Origin of the sequence: Enterobacter sp. ENT02 (assembly GCF_019219165.1) — a bacterium.
Classification (GTDB): Bacteria; Pseudomonadota; Gammaproteobacteria; order Enterobacterales; family Enterobacteriaceae; genus Enterobacter; species Enterobacter mori.
On record NZ_JAHUWD010000001.1, the window covers coordinates 298,505 to 315,038 of the forward strand.

Genomic DNA, 16,534 nt, shown 5'->3' on the forward strand with positions numbered 1-16,534 from the left:
GAATCCCAGCCAGGGCTGAAACAGACTTCAGGTGGGTAATCGCTTAGATGGGAAAAACAGAAATACTCCTCACCTTAATTATTCTCTGCCTTATTATATTGGGTTTGTGGTTTATTTTTAGTGGTGAGATTTGGGTGCTGGTCGCCTATTTTGAAAATAGCCTTTATCCCACCATTGAAGCGCCGTAAGTCTCGTTTAACGCCTTGCGCCAGTGAGGTCTTACATTATAGTGCTCAATGTGCCGGGTATCCGGCTGAGATATTCAGGCCAGACAGTCCACTGCCAGGAAAAAATGATTTTCCGTCATAATGGCATTCTCTTTTACGCCCTGCTGTTCACGCCGGATAAACCAGCCTTCCTCCGGTGCCATGCTCAGGTAAAACACCTGGTTGATGCCGGGCGCATCAACCCGCATTGTCACACAACCCCTCTCCGCGCTACGACAGAGTTGCTCCGGCATAATACTCACGCTGCGATCTCCGTTTACCAGCCGGATGGTGGTGATGTCATACCGGCATATGCCGCTGCTAAGGCTGTAACCAAGAGTACTCAGGTCATGAATATGCTTTGTCGACACAATGACCTCAATTCCACTTCCCTCAAACCACACACAAATCTGCTGTGCCAGCGCATTCATCCGCTGACGGAATGCCCTGATTTCACCCTCCGCTGATTCGTGATCGGTCGGGATACTGTCATTTTTCTGCTGCACTCTTTTGAAAAATCGGTCTCTGGCTGACACGTTGCCGCCCCTGTTAACATTTCGCACACTGTTGAGCCAGATTCAGCGTGATATACGCCGACCGGCCATTTTCTTTTTTTCTCAACCGCACCCTCACTTTCTTTACCGATAATCGGCTCATTCCTCCGTTTTTTGTTTCAGCATTGCATAGCGTGTAATCAGCTGTTGAAGATGCTGTTCCGTCTGGCTATGCAGCGCTGCAGGCCAGGACTGATTTTGCGGTAACACGGATAGCTGACGCAGTTGCTCCTCGACCGGCACAGCGCTGTTGAACGACTGCGACATGGCAAACACGGCCGATTTCAGCTCGCTGACCGTCATGTACTTCCCCTTCTGTTCATCAAGGGCATTCAGCCGCTTCGCCAGCTGCTCTAGCTGCGTCATTCCCTGATGCCAACCATTAAGATTGTCCTCAGCAAGAGCCGCGAGCGTGATCTGTTGCTGCCACTGCTGCACCAGCGGTTTCGCCTGTTCTGGCCACAGCGTCAGCGCCTGCTTCAGAAGTTCATCACCATAACTAATGGCCCAGTCCGGTTTTAACTGCACAAACCGCGTGAGCTGCTGCTGTGTCTGCCTGATGCCCGTATCAGGCGAAAGAGAGGATTTACGGAAAAACCGGATTTGTTCATCCGAAAGCACTGCGGGTAACGGGGCAAGCGTTGCCGCAAACTGCATCTGCGCTGGGTCAGGCTTATGTATTTTCTGCCATCCCAGGACCGTCGTGCCGGACAGTACCAGCATGCTCAGCATTCCGGCAATAAACGGCTTCCAGGGTTTTACGGGCGCTGGAGATTCCGTCTTCATTTGCACATGCGGCTGAGGGTCAGGTTCAATAACGTACACCCGCTTCACGCGATCTGCCTGCACAAGGGACACGGCCTCACCCGAGAGGCTCACGCCAGCGTTTTCTCTGTTTTCCAGCCGGACCGCTGCGTTATGGATCAGTATGCGCAGGTCATCAAGCTGGCTGGTATGCTTTAATTCCAAACGCTGTAACACGTTACCCAGCGCATTCAAATAAGCCTCTGCCTGGTACAGTTGGTTAAGGTCGGCATAGCTCAGCGTCAGGGTACGCATCACCTGCTGTAACCGCTTACTGAGGGAACTGAGAATTTCCATCCGGGCATGCACCGGCTGAGGCCACATGTTCCCCCACTGACGTGAGAGAAGCGCATCCAGAATCGCCAGTCCTTCATTCATGCCGTACAAACCGGACAAATGCGTGCGCGCAAGCGTATACCAGGCAGTGGTTTGCAGTTCCACCCCGTTGTGCTCAAACAGCGATAGGCAGAGCGTTTCCGCGTGCGGCCAGTTTACGTCCGGACGTGCCGGATGCGTCAGCTTGCTCATTTCATCGCGCAGGGATACATAATCGGCAAGCGTGCGCGAGTCACCGCCGGTTTTAAGGTGACGTTCAGGGTATATTGTCATGTTGGTTTCAGCCAAAATAAAAACTAGATTGCAGAGCGGGCATCCAGATACTGCTGCTGTTTGAGGTGGCGAATGAGCACGCGCCCTTCGGGCATAAACTCGGTGCCGTACCGTACCAGGCCGATGCCTTTGAGTTCGGCGTCAATGGCATAGCGCAGCTCGCCGGGGACGTTCTGCTCCAGCAGTACAACGTCTATCTTTTTCAGGCGTGGCTCATACTTGAGCAGGACAGCAGACAATGTGCCCATAAGCTCATGGGCCGTGCCCGGCATGCCCTGCAGGATTTTCGTCATATCGGGCAGCCCGTAATCAGGCAGATGTGCCAGCGTACCGGCGCGACAGTTTAGGACACGCTGCATGTTATCAAGTACCGAAAGGATGACCTGATTCTTCTCACTAACCTGATGCAGATCGTGGTCGCCCGTAAAGTTGCCATAGAGTATTTCATACAGTGAAGGATGGGATAACTCATTCATCATTCACCGCCAGCAGGGTCAACCAGTTATTGCCCGCTTCGATGACGCGTGCCTTATCTGGATCAAGGTCATCACGACTGAGCACCACGCGCCAGGTGTTGTTTGCCTGGTCCGGCGAAATAAACATCCCAGCCACCGCCACATACTGCGCATCTTTCTCCATTGGCATATCGACCATCACCGTTCCCCCCGGCTGCAGGCGGATATCTTTCTCAGCCACCAGATCTGATTTAATGGCCTGACTGTCAGCCTTAAACAGTGACGGATAGTCTGTACTGTCAAAGGTCTTGCGGTCCTTCAACTGGTAAATACGCACCACAGTGGACAATGCCACCCCACCGGCGTTGTGGTTCACCGCCTCGCGGGCGCGAATGTCGAGGTGCAGGGTTTTCACCTGTTTATAAAAGATTGATTTGGTGACGGCCACGGTGCCGTCTGTCACTTTTTGCGTCAGCCCGCAGCCCACCAGTATCAGTGTGATACCTGCGACCAGCGCAGCCAGAGGAAATTTACCAGCGGTACTCGCCATCTTCATCGGTCTCCCTGCGGTGAATATTTTCCTGTACCCGCTTATAGCGGCCAAGATTGATGGTTATGATTTTGGGGTGCGTGAAGGTATTCGCACTATTCAGCGGCCGCATTACGGCAGTGCGCCCCAGCTGCACAGCACCTGTTTTGGGTTTCGTGCTCATCGTCGCGTCCGGCAGCAGGCTGCGATCGACACACAGCTGCAGACGAACATCGAGGCGCGAGCCGAGCCAGACATGCAGCAGCGCCATTAAATCCGTGTGAAGCTCCCCGCCCGGCAACCAGCCCTGCACTTCTGCCGGGTCGGTGGTGGTGAGGCGCATCAGCACCTGGCTGTTCACGTCAGTGGCGTAGCTGCCCATCACCGGACGGTTTGTCAGGGTGACAGGCTGGCTGACGCTCATCGTCAGCGGCTTCTTCAGCGGAACCCGGCGTTTATCGTGGTGCCAGATTTTCGCCTGTGTGTTGGGTGCCAGCAGACGCACCAGCGAGTCCATGCCTTCAGAAGTGCGCCCAGGCAGCAACATCACCGGCAGCAGCGCCAGAAAACGTGAAGCAGGGGCCGAGATACTGTCCGTGCAGCCGTCAATCCCGAGCCCCACAAGTCCCAGCAGATACTGCGATATATTGTCCTTGCCGCCCTCTTCGAAGCTCGCCGGGTACGAGTATTTACGCCAGATGCGGTAGTACTGGGTAATAAGCCGATGGTTGAAGATATCGAGAAAATCCGCGGTGGCTTCGTACCCTTCCCGGCGCTGGGTGATGTCATCGATATAGTGCGTCGGCAGCGGAGACTCCACGCCATAGAGCCCCATAAAGGTGGTACGCACTGTCGGCGGAAGATGCGGGTGCTCCGCAGCTTCGAATGATTTGATTTCTGAAGCCGGGAAGCCCATTCCAGGGTGTGGCCGAAAACGTACCGGTTCATGACGTACCTGCCAGGTGCTTCCCGTAACCGGTTTATCCGGCTGGCTCTGTTCCAACAACTGGCAGAAGCGGTAAAAGTTGATATATGGCAGTCGGTCGCCCAGACGCTCCATCAGCCTGGCAGGCGCGGACTGTGATTCTCTTTCCACCGGATGCATTTTCCTTCTGGCTGAACGATGAGGGTAAGCTGGTTGAACTGGTTCATGTCGGCATAGAGCGCGAAGAAACGGTTGAGCATTTCGCCGAACAGATGAATATCGCCCTCCCCCGTAAATCCGTTACTGTCGAGTGTCACTTCGATATCCAGCCCGCGCAGCAGGAAGCCCTGCTCAAAACGCTGCAGGCGGTGATGCGCCACATGCTGTATCGCCTCCAGACGCCGGGTGTTCAGTTCATCTTCCTGCCAGTTGTAGAGTGCCAGCGTCCCGCGCAGCACTTCAGCGGTGCTCATCATGTTCAGGAACCCGGAGCCCAGGTGGCTCAGCACCCGCCAGTGGAAACGGTCTTCCGCAGGCGGATAGACAGGCAACGTGGGCTTGCAGAGGTTGCGTACCGTCAGTGGTGTACTGACCACCTGCTCACAGCGGTCAAGCAGCGTGCTCTGCAGCGCCCGGCGCGGTAACTGACCATTGGTACCGGTGATTTGCAGCGACACGGCCTCACGCTCAAACAAACGGTCTTCTTCCCACTGGTGACCACCGAGGATAAGCCAGGTGTCATACAGCCCGGTGACGCCCCGCTTAACGCGGGTGTGGTAATAGCGAGGCGGTGCGTGACGGCGCATCATCCCCCCCTTGTGGCGGAAGCTGCTGAACGGCACGTATTCGGCATCACTGGTGCGGTTTGAACCGGTGACCGAATCCACGGCATAAATCTCGGTGTGTCCGTCCTGCAGTCGCTTAGGCCGCAGCAGGTACTCACTTTCAAGGCCGGTGATGGTGAGCGGGTCCGCTTCCAGGGTGAACAGGTTAATCACCGGCACACAGTGCAGGCGAACCGCGTCATCGGTGACCGGCAAATCAGACGGCCACGACGTACTAAAGACCACTTCAATGTCGAAGTATTCGGTACCCGCTGGCGGTGTGATGCCGTCCAGGCCGTTGAGGTGGACAAACATAAACTTGTCGCGGAAGGTGAAGTACTCCAGCAGCAGCTGATAGCCGCTGAAGGCGGCATCACCCTTCGGCCACAGCCCGTCTTCCTCCGCAAATCCTCCCGGCGAGAACCAGCCGTCAAGCCGGATACGGTCGGTCTGACCGGGCAGGCGCATGTACAGCGCCGCCTGGCGTTTCGTCAGCATCAGGTGCAGCTGACTGCTGACCGGCGCATCCGCCCCGAGACAGAGGCTCAGACGGCTGAGGTCAGCATGCGACCAGTCGGCCTGGCTGCTGCAGGCCAGACGTATCCGTAGCAGCGAACGTCCGTCAGGCTCGGTGGTCATGGTTACCCCTGAGACACTCAGGGGATTGAGCATCACATCCTGGGTCGTACGGTAACGACAGAACGTATTCTTTGGCCCGATGGGGCGGGAGTACACCTCCAGCCCCGCAGGGACGACTTCGGCCATTTTCATGGCATGCAGCGCCGGGGTAAGAGCCACCACTGACAGCGACGGGATGGTGCGCAGATAGTGGGGCCAGAGCATGCTGACCAGCCCCTCGGTGAGTTCCGGCAGGTCGTCATCAATCTTTTCGCGCAGTCGCCCCATCGAGAAAGCAAAGCCTTCAAATAGGCGTTCGACGTACGGATCGGGAGTCCCGGCCTTATCCAGGTCTAGCATCGCTGCACGATCGGGATGGGTTTGCGCGAACTCTTTCGCGGCTTCACGCAGGTAGCGCATTTCTGCATCAAAATAGCGCAGGGTTAAATCTTCCATAAAACACCTGTTTGATTAATGTCCGAATGGTGAAGGGCCATTAATGAGCTGGAGCAGACTTAATGATATCGGGGAAAAAACAATATCAGCAGTGAGTGCTAACGGGGTAACGACAATATTGGTCGCCAGATTTACGGGGTGAAAATCGGTTCCAGACTCCAGCGAATAAAACTGAACGCTATACGTTCTCCCCAAAGATTCAGTCTTATCAAAAGTATAATTAAGGCTCACTTTGGGAATAATCACTCCCGTGATATATACGTCCCTGACATACCGGACACCGTTGCTCCGGAAGCCTGCATGCTGAATAGTCTTTAACTCTTCTGTTGAAAGCATCCTGGAGGATTTATTGACTTCGACAGGAAGAGCATCGCTGAACTGAAGCACGCTGTCGCTGCCTGATGGTTTGTTTATCCGAAACTTAAGGGTATTCTCTTCCCGACCTGATATCAGAGGAATTTGGGTTGCAAGTTTATTAAGGGACAGAAGTTCATCAGCCCCCCGGGTCAGAATGTATATATTTTTTTCACCGACAAAGGCAACACCTTCAGAAGGGATTTTAACAGGCGTTTTTTTCTTTTCCTGAACAACAGAAACAGCAAGGTTTTTATACTGAAATACACCGGTTACACTATCCTGGATCTGAATATGACTCTCTGTTTTTGGCTCGGCGACCTTATTCCCTCCCCACAGCAGTGCTGTACAACCTGAAAGCAAGAACATCACACCTAAACAAGTAAATATTCTAAGACGTTTCATTTTTTAATTTCCCTTGATTCTGATTTCTTTCCTGAAGGTATGACTAATTATCATCCGCAAAGCACGGCGGCACGGGCAGGATCAACTGCGATCAGCCCGGCAAGTAACTGGTCCATTACCGGTGTAAGGCGGGCCTTATCAGCCTCACTGCGACCAGCTTTCAGCCGCAGGAGTTTCAGATGACGGGCCTGTACTTCAAACAACAATTCAGGCTCCCAGTTCGTAAGGGTGAGCTCACCGGCCCGCTCGCCCAGTTGCGCAAAAAGATGCACCGCCAGGTCATTTTTGCCGTACTGCTCCGCGATACGCCCCATCAGCAGGCGCAGCAGCCACTGCTGTCGCGTAGTGGTAACACCCGGGCGATTCTGTAACCAGCCCAGCGCGACCTCCGGTCCGTCGCTGTCCGCCAGCGCCACCGCTTCCGGCTCCAGCGCCAGAATGTCATCGTTGCCAGGGGACATCTGTGCGGAAGGCGTGTCATTGCCCCACCCGCCTGTCGAATCCAGCACGCTCTGCTGGATCCAGTTCAGCGTCACGTCATCCGCAAATGGCGTGCCGTCGCTGAATGCCAGCGTTTCTAGGCCAGAAAGGCGTGTCAGCAGCCCTTTCAGGTCAGCGGCGACAATACCGGCCAGCGTATCCTGACCGGATTTCGTCAGCGCCTGATGGATATACCACTGCAAATCCAGCCACAGGTGATTAGCACCACGGGAAAACGTGCTGTCCGCCGTTTCCAGCATTTCAGCCCAGTTCTGCTGCAGGTACAGGCGTTTGAGCAGTGCCCGCTGGTCTGCCCTTGGCGGCTCAATGCGGGTACGCCCCTGCGCATCCGGGGCCGGTATAGCCCGCAGGGTGTCGTGACGCAGGCTTTTCATCAGATGGTGTGCTGACAGCCAGCCATCCGGCTGCTCGCGCAGGTATTCGGTCAGGGTGCGGGCCTGCGCCAGCAAATCCTGACCGGAGGTGATCCGCCCGATGGCCGGGGCGTCGCTGTGGCTGGTCATGGCAGGTGTGTCGCTGGTACTGGCGTTCTGCGGTACCACCGCATCCACGCCCCCCGCTTTCTGCAGACGGCTTTCCAGCGCACCGTACAGCGCGTTAAGTTCCGGACGGGTTTCATCCGACTCATTTTCGGTCAGTTGTGCTATCAGCAGCAGCGCGCCTGTGGTGCGCATCGCATCGTTCCTGACCACTTCCGGGTACAGGGAGAGTGAATCCGTCATACGCGACCCCGCCAGCCATTCCAGCGCCGCCTTACGGCTGCGGTCGCGCTGCGGGTGCAGCTGTGGTCCAAAGCGCTCCAGCAGACCGGCCAGCAGTTCAAGTCCTTCAGCCAGTCCCTGCTCGCCTTCGCGGTGTAGCTTCGCCCAGCAGTAGTACGTCGCGACGCGAATGTCTTTCGCGGTGGTGGTCAGCAGTTTCTCCGCCAGCCGGCAGATGAGTTCGGTATCCGCGCCGGAGAGTTTGTTGACCTCTTCGCGCATCTGCTGGAAGTCATCATCATAGCCCGGGTCTTCGCCAGCTGGCGATGAAACGGACAGCGGCTGCAGCCAGTTGTCCCACTGCGCCACGCGTTCACGGGTTGCCGCAAGCAGTGGCTCCTGCTCAGTCTGGCAGGCGCTGAGTAAGGCATTGAGCGTGCTCATCAGTATACATCCTCTGTATCATTGCCTGCACTGGCAACCTGGTCTGGTGATGTTGCACCGGAGGTGCTGAAGATGGTTTCCGGCAGACGGAAGTTGCGCAGTTTCAGCAGCGCCAGTGGCCCCTCGCCCGCCTCGGTACGCAGGGTGTAATTGAGCGTACGTCCGTCCTCTGCTTTCCAGCTCAGACTGTAACTGCTGTCAACGCCCGGGTAAGCACTGACCACAGCTTTATCGAGCAGACGTATCCAGCCCCAGGCGCCAGGGATATCGGCGTACTGACGGGTACCGGCCTGCGTGCTTATCCAGCTTAAGGCTGCACCGGGTGCTTCGGTATCCGCAGGCCAGGCGAAGCGCTTCCATGCCGGCAACTGGTTCACATAATTCAGCTTGTGGCTGTCGATAACCATGTCCGTCTGCATCACGCCATCAGCGGTGCCCGGACGCAGTTCGAAGTTCATTCCGGCATTGCCTTCGGTGAAGGCCACATCCGAGATATGGCTCAGGGTATTGATAGCATTAAGGAATGCCGGGTTAAAGACCAGCCCCTGCGAGTTGATGCTGTCCGGCACCCAGTGATTGCCCTCTTTGTGCAGCACACCTTTGAGGCGGGTCTGCAGGAACTGCACGATACGCCCGGAATCGGCATTGAGGTATTTAGCGAGCAATGGCAGAGACACATCACTGCTGGAGTTGTTAAACGGCCAGCGTCCACCGAAGGCACTGTTCCACTCAGCGACCACCGCCTGCTGCCACTGGACATTAAGGCTTTCCGCCGCCGGGGTGAGTACCTGCTGCCAGGCCTGCTCCATCGGCTGAACAAACACGGTACGGCCAAAGCCGCTCCACTCCTGTCCCAGACCTGCGGCAATCAGGCTGCCGTAGTCACGGGTTTCGGTCAGGTCCACGGCTTTGCCCTGGAATACGGTCTGGGCAATGGTCTGGGTCATTGCCTGCGGGTCGGCAGCATTTGTCACCTGCTGCAGGCGCAGACGCACCTGCGTCACACGGGTCAGGAACGACTGCAGGCTTTGCTCCTGTGCCCCCGTGCGGCTCTTATCCATCAGCGCCAGCACCGGGCCAAAGGTCGCATCCAGCGGGCCGTGAACACCTGCACTCTGGTCAATGGCATCCTGGCTATCACCGCCCAGCAGATTTTTCGCTGATTTCACCAGGGAGTCAGAAATCGCTTCGCCGGTCTGCCCGGTACGTCCCTGCATATTCAGGGTGTTCATCAGCGCCACCAGTGGTGACTGCCGTACGTCGGCCATCAGGGTCAACTGGTCAATGGAGTCCGACAGCGTGGTGGCCTGGTTCCAGCGCAGGCTGTTGAGAAACTCAAGCCAGGCACCACCGAAATCGGCGAAGTAACGCTCCGTCAGACGCTTTTTCAGGGCTTCCGGAGATGTCTCATCCTGCTTATTGACCGGACGCTTACTGTCAGTCAGTACCCAGTCGAGCTCGTCCCGGCGCGCCTTCACCACCTTCTCGATGGCAGGCTGCACGGCCTGCTCCCAGGCCTGACGGGTAAACATCCCGGGTACAATTTCGGTGGCGCTGAACAGACGGGCGGCGTCAGTATCGCCGGTCATGTCTTCGAGGCGCATATCGACATACAGGTGCGCCACCTGAGAGAGCATGTTTTGGTACAGGGTCGATTCGCTGTTACGTACCCCCATCAGCCGAACCAGCAGGGAGCGTGCCTGGCTGACCAGGTTCTCATCAGCGCGGAGTTTCCACTGCGGATGCGTCACCAGTTGCGCACCATAAAACGACAGCAGCGACGGCCCCATCCCCTGCCAGGCGCCATCTTTCACACCATCACGCTTTGGCCAGTCGCGCAACAGCGCAGCGCTGAACCAGGCGGCGTCCATATGTTCGGGACGGGCCAGCATCAGATAAAGTTTGAGCTGGTCATAAGTGTTTTTTGCCATCTGCTCACGCAGCGGGCTGCCCGGTGGCAACGCATTAAAGGCACTCAGTTGTGTCTGCAGATGCTCTGCGGCGGCATCCCGCAACAGCGGCAGTGCACTGTCCTGATAGCGCGGCCAGAGTGCGGCCAGCAGCGCATTGTTCTGGCTTAGTCCGGCCTGTTCGTACCACGGCACGCCATGCTCAGAACCGTACTGCAGGCGGGTCAGCGTTTTCTGCAGTTCAGACAGCGCGTGCAGTCGCTGAGCCAGGGGCTGATTCTGTCGGGCGGCAAGTGCAGCCTGGACATTAGCGCCGTCGATCTGGCTGCGGTTTGTTATATACGCAAGCCCCATCCACGCAGCCCAGCCCACCATCGACAGGGCGACAACCGACGCAAACACTTTGCGCCAGGGAATGCCGGGCTTGCACGGACGTAGTCCGGCAGGGAGTGTCCTGACAGACTCAGGCAGGACATCCCAGCGTTTATCCATGCCCCAGTGGTGCGGCACAGCTCGTTCGGCACCGGCTGAAGGCTGACTGAACACCACGCCGGCCAGTGGAAGCGGGCGGTACGGATTGAGCATCACCGCCAGCGGTGCGGTCACGCTCTCCGGCTCACGAATGAGCTGGTCGGCAAGCGTCAGCAGAAAGTTATGTTTCACTTCACCGCAGGTCTGCTGAAGACCCTGTGAAGTCAAATCTGGCGTCAGAGCGGACAGTTGCTCTGCCAGCCCTTCGGTACGGCAACCGGCAGGTAACAGACAACCGACAGCCTGAATAATGCGCCCTTCCGGTTTACCGGCTCGCGGGTGCAGGGACCAGATATACAGCGGGAGCTTCCAGCCAAGCGCTTCTATACGAGCGCTGATGGCATGAGACAGGGAGTCCATGCTGCTTTCAGACGGTACCGGCAGCGGCTGATCCAGCCCTGGTGCTGAGAGCTGGTCAAAAGCCGAGGTGACCCACACCAGCCCGTCCACCGGGCGGCGGCGCAGTTTGCGCAGCGCGGTCAGCCAGGCACTGTCCGCTGGCGTATTGAGGTCACCGCCCCACAGCAACAGTGTGCCGCGGTCTTCCTGCCAGAGCTGGCCTGTCAGGCCAGGGGTCAGTTGTTCCACCTCAGCGGCGGTGCCGGTTATCAGCAGGATGCGTGTTTTACGAAACCACAAAAATCCGTAAGTGGATCTAAGCTGCTGTCGCAAATCCCTGAGTGACAGAAAGCTGGAGGAAACAGCCTCTTTCTTGATAGACTGATTATCTTTACGAGCATTAATATTCTCAGGGCTGTAAATGATCTGTGCCTTCCTCTGTTTTCTCTGTAGCCAGAATGGTGAAACAATGGCACATAGCAATAACGCTGAAAATACGCTTCCCCAAATAAACCAGGCTTTGCGTATCGTGATGTCATTAGCAACAACTCGGTCCTGATTCAGAAACAACAACAATGCACATATCCCGGCAATACCAATAATCAATATGACATACCCAGTGATGCTGTAACGCGCTTCAACTCCCTGCGTGGGTTTTCCTTCCATAATTAAAATAGCTCCCGGGTAATGAGACAAAGTGAATATGCACCTTCCTTCTGTCGAAAAATAAGCAGTTGCATTTCACCTGTATGGACTGCTGCATCTACCATCAATGCGATATAGACGGAAAACGACAATGGCCCGTTAGGACCAAATGTATGATCGAGTGAATAAAATGGATTTTTTGGTGGCAGCTTCCACTGTTGCACGTCGGCATATTGGGCGATTTTAGCCCGACTTTCACCATCCATCCCTGCCAGCCATACATAATGAAACTCATTGTAATCTAACGAGTTATATTCAAACAAAACATCCAAAGCTTTAATTAAATTATTCGAAGGTAAGACCCTTCCAAGCCCGGAAAGTACCGTCAACTTATTTTTCTCAACCAATGAAGGAGAGGCAATCAATTGTCCGGAAATGAACTCACTATATTTACCTCCCTCCCCCTCCTGCCAATCCTGTAGACAAAGCAAAAGAATTATGCCGTCCGGTTGAGAACCAGATTGTATTTCCTCAATTGAGTCTGCATATTCGGGACACAGATCCCATTGTTCATAAACAGCCAGACTTATCTGTTCCGCAAGGTGTCGGTCTGTAAACAATATTTTCACTGAATACAGACTATTCCTGTAACCAGAACATTGTTTCTCTAGCTGATCGTCTACATATTGTAATCGGTTGGGTAAATCAGAGAACGCACTAGACAGCGGACGTGCTTTTTTTGGAAATGCGGGTATATCAGCATAACTTCCCAGGAAAACTCTCACCCCTTGTTCTTCGGGCGCCATCACAATATTACCCACAATGAGCCATTGTTTCATGCACCAACGCTTCCAGAGTGATTTTGTTCGTTCAGTTTCATTATTCCATAATAGAGCATTGTTAAGAGATTGTTCATAACGATGCCAAGCGACCCCAAAAAGACATAACCACAGAAAAAATGCAGGTAGCGCACCATAAAGAAAGACATGCACGTAACGGGTTTCTCTGCCAACAAACAGATTTAAGGCTATACCTGTCACCAGCATCATTAAAAATACCGCCCCCCATTTTTTTAAATCCGGGCGAGGAAGAGATTGTTTTTTTGGGATATCAGGAATAGGCCATGACATGATTATGACTCGATACTGTTTTCGATGTGAGAACTGATAACCCGACAACCACATTCACAAAGACAACCATCTACAACAATAGATATTCCTTCTTCGGTCGCCGTGGGATCGCCTTCAATAATACGGTTTAAGCCATGGCCCGGTATTGGGCAGGATATGAGATCATCGACAAGAGCCACCTGTACCCCATTGATAAACATCGTCGAAGAAGCCGAGATGACTTTACCGCCATGCGTGGTGGCATCTCCGAGGCAAACTAACGCTGGCATACTACACCTCTTGTATTTATTTTCAATTTCAGCCTCAAGATAGTAAAATGGACATTTCCGTGCAGGTCTGAATTACTGAATCTGATACGTTCTATTTTTACTATATTCAGCCAATCAAAAACACCCAGTTAATAGACAGAATACAGCAATCACAAAAACCAGAAATGCGGCAAAAAGTAAACAGAAACGAGCGGGTTTATAAGATACCCAACAATAGATTAAACACACAGATAAAAAAGAAAGAAAAAAAGCGATCCAGCCAATAGTCCTTAACAACTCAGCCATGCCAGCTTGCAATAAATAAACACTAGCCACACATATCCTCCATATAAAAAGACACCTTCATCAGAATCCCTCATAACCCGCAAGGATTGAAGCGAGATCTGTACTCACAAGGCATACAGTAGAACACTAGACTCCAGTGCTATTAGTTTTATTTTTGGTAGACACCGCCGAATAAGCAATAGCCAGGCAAGTCTATGTCTACCATAAATCTCACTACGATTTTTTTCGTTTTATGAACAAGCCAGAATCAGATTTGCATTTCGATTATCTCTATCAAGAAAATCACACCTAAGATAACCAGTTCTGGTAGATGTACTGTGATTATATCGAATGATGCTGTTAACTCCCGAATGCCCCGGGACGCAACCTCAGCGTACCTATAATTTTCCCCCAAGAGCTTATCGCTTCATTTTCTGACAACTGGTTATTACCCGACACCCCACGTTGTAGAAAACTGATATACATCCATGGTGAATTAGGCTTAGTCACATTCTCATTGGCATGAAATATAAAACGAAGCCCTTTTTCATCATTATCCATATCCCCGGTAACCAGCCACTCCTGCGTATAAAGGCTATTTATTTCACGCTTGCCTTTATGGATTGTTCGACCTACCGCTGCTGTTATGTTTTCATTCATTTCAGCACTTCTGTCCAGCATAGTGTCATTTGCCTTATTGAAATTGTCCGTCGAGAAGTCAAAATCAGCCTGAGGATATTGGTTTGCGGTGTATGTTATATCAAGCTCTTCTTTATTTATATCTTGCCCATCTGCAATAAAAACCTCCGGAAGGCAAAAACCCGCCTGCTGCGGTATTTCAGTATCTTTCTTACCTGAGATCCTTTTCAACAACTGTGTCAGCTCTGCCAGTTTATTAGGAACAGAGTTTCTATAAACATCTGGAGTTTGCTTTCGGAATTCATCATATCTTGACGACAAACCATTTTCGGCTTCCATAGCCACTTCTACAGCAACACCATTTGTATACAAATGGGCTTCCAATATGCGTCCAGCATCAGGTACTGAAACACTTTGGTTTCTTTCAAAAATGATCCCTTCCATCCCTACTGGTAATGAGTATACCTGTTTTAGATAAGGCATATCCTGTGGGTTAATGGTTTTTTCTTTCCTTAAGGCTTCTTCTCTGAGCCGGATTTTCTGCTCAAATGCAGGACGGTATTGCCTTTTCGTTTTTACTGGGGCCTCATTGATAAACGCCAGAATATTATCACTCGTTACCGAATATGCTTGCGGCATATCAATCAAATAGCGGCCTATACAGCGGGTCGTCATACCATCCAGAAAATTATTTACCACACCAGCCTCCAGTGCTGTTAATTTTAATTTTGGCGGATACCCACCGTATAAGTAATAGCCAGTTAAACCTACAGCCACCACAAATATTGCCACGAAGTGTTTTTTTAATTTCATGAATAAGCCAGCGTCGTTTGCTTCACATCCTGGATAATCTTCACCAACGCCCGCAGTGTGAACTGCTGAGCCAACGCGTTCTGGTAAGCGGGTTCGTGTTGCACGGAAACCGGAAAACGGGCCTGCAAATACTGCCCGGCAATTCTTCCGGAACGTTCCGGTACTGTACCATCGCCCGCCTCTTGCGGGGGTAACAGTTTCCAGGTCTGATAAATACCCTGCGCCCATCCCTTTCCGTCCAGCGGGGTTGAGACACTTCGACTGGTTGAGTTTTCGGTTTTATCCAGCGCCCTTCCCTCTTCCGGTCTTCTGCTGCGCCCCCGGTTCATCCACTGTTCTATCGTCGGCGTTTTTGACTGCCAGACAATATCACCGTATGACGGAAATAATTGCGCTGCACTGTAAAAGGCATACGTATTCGCATGGTATTTACCTGAAAGCCCTTCGATAAAGGGTCTTATGTCTCCCTGAATAATTTTCGTATAACTGAACCATTCCTTGTCATATCCCATATTCGATGATTTATATCCCGGATTAATAAACTGCTCTTCGCACAACCCCCACCACTTATCTCTCTGCAGATAAATTTCGCCATAAGGATCTTCCTTTGGATAGAAATGCACATCCCTCCCATCCATTATCTTCAGCCACCGCATACCATAATCACGGCCCGGCAGTAGCTGCATCGGACCGGGAGCCTGAGATAACACGGCAGTCATGGCTTCCGCATCGCCTCCCAGAACCTGCGAAGCAGCCCATCCCTCGAGGCTTCCTTCCGGATATTCCGTCCCTGCTTTCATCCTGCGGTAGGTTGCTGCGGCACCCAGCGCGGGCATGACTCCGTGCACTACGCCCAGCACTTTTGTTTCACCTATCAGGTTTTGGGTATAATGGCGGGCAACCAGCCCCCCCATTGAATGCGTAATCAGGATCACTTTTTCACATTTTCGCCCTTTCCCCTGGTAAAACGGAATTATCTCTTTGTCTATTTTGGTTGCAAGGTCTGTAGCTGAATCCGCATTCGACTGAAGCCAGTTATATCCCACCGCAAAAACCGGATAAAGATATCGATAGGTTAAATCAATTTCTTCTTGTTGCAGAGAAATATTTCCGGCATCCATAGATTGTATGCTGGTTAGAAGTTTGCTGCGTTCCCCCTGCGCTGAGGCCTCGAAATCATTTAATTCATCCTGCAGCCAGGAAAGAAAAGGGGCATAGCTGGTGTATGCCACACTCCCCCAACCTCGCTCCTGCCGATTTTTCAGCAGGAAGGTTTCCTCTTTTTCATCAACCTTACCGCTATCATCTACTTTGGTCATTGATGGATCGAGTTTCTTTTTCCGAATATCAGCATTTGCGCCAAACCAAGCGCCAGCAATACCGGCCATACTATCAAGATTCCAGATTTTCTTGCCATTTTTGCGATTGCTTTTAAGGTTACTCCCCATTACCCCAGGAATAAAAATAATCGGTATAACCCGTTCTGGATATACAACACACTGCGGAACAAGCTCACTTCCTTTCGGCTGGCTATGCAGATCGTAATGTGCATTTCCGGATTTATCATACGTTGGGTAAATTTTTACTATATTGTCAGCGTTCTTCATGG

14 protein-coding genes are annotated in these 16,534 nt (G+C 52.9%); 1 reads left to right on the top strand and 13 read right to left on the bottom strand.

Going from position 1 to position 16,534, the window contains the following annotated elements; genetic code table 11:
- Positions 1-47 precede the first annotated feature (47 nt).
- Positions 48-188, top strand: coding sequence for an Ecr family regulatory small membrane protein (locus tag KW829_RS01300; RefSeq protein ID WP_010431575.1), 141 nt, complete (start codon positions 48-50; stop codon positions 186-188).
- A 74-nt stretch (positions 189-262) separates the two neighbouring features.
- On the opposite strand, the gene KW829_RS01305 is transcribed toward KW829_RS01300, so the two are convergent.
- The 13 genes from KW829_RS01305 to KW829_RS01365 form a co-directional block, all read right to left on the bottom strand.
- Positions 263-742, bottom strand: coding sequence for a hypothetical protein (locus KW829_RS01305; RefSeq protein ID WP_218307444.1), 480 nt, complete (start codon positions 740-742; stop codon positions 263-265).
- Between the two features lie 117 nt (positions 743-859).
- The gene (locus KW829_RS01310; RefSeq protein WP_218307445.1) at positions 860-2,173 is read right to left on the bottom strand and encodes a VasL domain-containing protein; all 1,314 of its coding nucleotides are present in this window, start codon (positions 2,171-2,173) and stop codon (positions 860-862) included.
- A 23-nt stretch (positions 2,174-2,196) separates the two neighbouring features.
- Positions 2,197-2,649, bottom strand: a complete 453-nt coding sequence (tssE, locus tag KW829_RS01315) for a type VI secretion system baseplate subunit TssE (RefSeq protein ID WP_218307798.1) — start codon at positions 2,647-2,649, stop codon at positions 2,197-2,199.
- Positions 2,642-3,178, bottom strand: coding sequence for a type VI secretion system lipoprotein TssJ (gene tssJ, locus KW829_RS01320; RefSeq protein ID WP_010431586.1), 537 nt, complete (start codon positions 3,176-3,178; stop codon positions 2,642-2,644). Before tssJ ends, tssE begins: the two co-directional genes overlap by 8 nt.
- Positions 3,159-4,262 (bottom strand): type VI secretion system baseplate subunit TssG, encoded by a 1,104-nt coding sequence (tssG, locus tag KW829_RS01325; RefSeq protein WP_218307446.1) that lies wholly within the window; start codon positions 4,260-4,262, stop codon positions 3,159-3,161. The genes tssJ and tssG overlap by 20 nt, the downstream gene beginning before the upstream one ends.
- Positions 4,217-5,980: a type VI secretion system baseplate subunit TssF gene (gene tssF, locus KW829_RS01330; protein ID WP_218307447.1), complete on the bottom strand. Its 1,764-nt coding sequence runs from the start codon at positions 5,978-5,980 to the stop codon at positions 4,217-4,219. Before tssF ends, tssG begins: the two co-directional genes overlap by 46 nt.
- A 15-nt stretch (positions 5,981-5,995) precedes the next feature.
- The gene (locus KW829_RS01335; protein WP_218307448.1) at positions 5,996-6,739 is read right to left on the bottom strand and encodes a hypothetical protein; all 744 of its coding nucleotides are present in this window, start codon (positions 6,737-6,739) and stop codon (positions 5,996-5,998) included.
- A gap of 50 nt (positions 6,740-6,789) precedes the next feature.
- The gene (tssA, locus tag KW829_RS01340) at positions 6,790-8,385 is read right to left on the bottom strand and encodes a type VI secretion system protein TssA (RefSeq protein WP_218307449.1); all 1,596 of its coding nucleotides are present in this window, start codon (positions 8,383-8,385) and stop codon (positions 6,790-6,792) included.
- Positions 8,385-11,831, bottom strand: a complete 3,447-nt coding sequence (locus tag KW829_RS01345; RefSeq protein WP_218307450.1) for an ImcF-related family protein — start codon at positions 11,829-11,831, stop codon at positions 8,385-8,387. The genes tssA and KW829_RS01345 overlap by 1 nt, the downstream gene beginning before the upstream one ends.
- A 2-nt stretch (positions 11,832-11,833) precedes the next feature.
- On the bottom strand, positions 11,834-12,940 hold the full coding sequence (locus KW829_RS01350; RefSeq protein ID WP_218307451.1) for a hypothetical protein: 1,107 nt from the start codon (positions 12,938-12,940) through the stop codon (positions 11,834-11,836).
- Positions 12,941-12,942: 2 nt separating this feature from the next.
- The gene (locus tag KW829_RS01355) at positions 12,943-13,209 is read right to left on the bottom strand and encodes a PAAR domain-containing protein (RefSeq protein WP_218307452.1); all 267 of its coding nucleotides are present in this window, start codon (positions 13,207-13,209) and stop codon (positions 12,943-12,945) included.
- A gap of 624 nt (positions 13,210-13,833) precedes the next feature.
- Positions 13,834-14,925, bottom strand: coding sequence for a T6SS immunity protein Tli4 family protein (locus KW829_RS01360; protein ID WP_218307453.1), 1,092 nt, complete (start codon positions 14,923-14,925; stop codon positions 13,834-13,836).
- Positions 14,922-16,532 carry a triacylglycerol lipase gene (locus KW829_RS01365; protein ID WP_218307454.1) on the bottom strand — a complete coding sequence of 537 codons (1,611 nt, stop codon included), beginning with the start codon at positions 16,530-16,532 and terminating at the stop codon, positions 14,922-14,924. Before KW829_RS01365 ends, KW829_RS01360 begins: the two co-directional genes overlap by 4 nt.
- Between the last annotated feature and the right edge of the window lie 2 nt (positions 16,533-16,534).

What these genes read in the sequence shown, in the direction of transcription:
- KW829_RS01300 (WP_010431575.1), top strand. Translation starts at nt 48, where the DNA reads ATGGGAAAAACAGAAATACTCCTCACCTTAATTATTCTCTGCCTTATT.
- KW829_RS01310 (WP_218307445.1), bottom strand. Translation starts at nt 2,173, where the DNA reads ATGACAATATACCCTGAACGTCACCTTAAAACCGGCGGTGACTCGCGC.
- tssE (WP_218307798.1), bottom strand. Translation starts at nt 2,649, where the DNA reads ATGAATGAGTTATCCCATCCTTCACTGTATGAAATACTCTATGGCAAC.
- tssJ (WP_010431586.1), bottom strand. Translation starts at nt 3,178, where the DNA reads ATGGCGAGTACCGCTGGTAAATTTCCTCTGGCTGCGCTGGTCGCAGGT.
- tssG (WP_218307446.1), bottom strand. Translation starts at nt 4,262, where the DNA reads ATGCATCCGGTGGAAAGAGAATCACAGTCCGCGCCTGCCAGGCTGATG.
- tssF (WP_218307447.1), bottom strand. Translation starts at nt 5,980, where the DNA reads ATGGAAGATTTAACCCTGCGCTATTTTGATGCAGAAATGCGCTACCTG.
- KW829_RS01335 (WP_218307448.1), bottom strand. Translation starts at nt 6,739, where the DNA reads ATGAAACGTCTTAGAATATTTACTTGTTTAGGTGTGATGTTCTTGCTT.
- tssA (WP_218307449.1), bottom strand. Translation starts at nt 8,385, where the DNA reads ATGAGCACGCTCAATGCCTTACTCAGCGCCTGCCAGACTGAGCAGGAG.
- KW829_RS01345 (WP_218307450.1), bottom strand. Translation starts at nt 11,831, where the DNA reads ATGGAAGGAAAACCCACGCAGGGAGTTGAAGCGCGTTACAGCATCACT.
- KW829_RS01350 (WP_218307451.1), bottom strand. Translation starts at nt 12,940, where the DNA reads ATGTCATGGCCTATTCCTGATATCCCAAAAAAACAATCTCTTCCTCGC.
- KW829_RS01355 (WP_218307452.1), bottom strand. Translation starts at nt 13,209, where the DNA reads ATGCCAGCGTTAGTTTGCCTCGGAGATGCCACCACGCATGGCGGTAAA.
- KW829_RS01360 (WP_218307453.1), bottom strand. Translation starts at nt 14,925, where the DNA reads ATGAAATTAAAAAAACACTTCGTGGCAATATTTGTGGTGGCTGTAGGT.
- KW829_RS01365 (WP_218307454.1), bottom strand. Translation starts at nt 16,532, where the DNA reads ATGAAGAACGCTGACAATATAGTAAAAATTTACCCAACGTATGATAAA.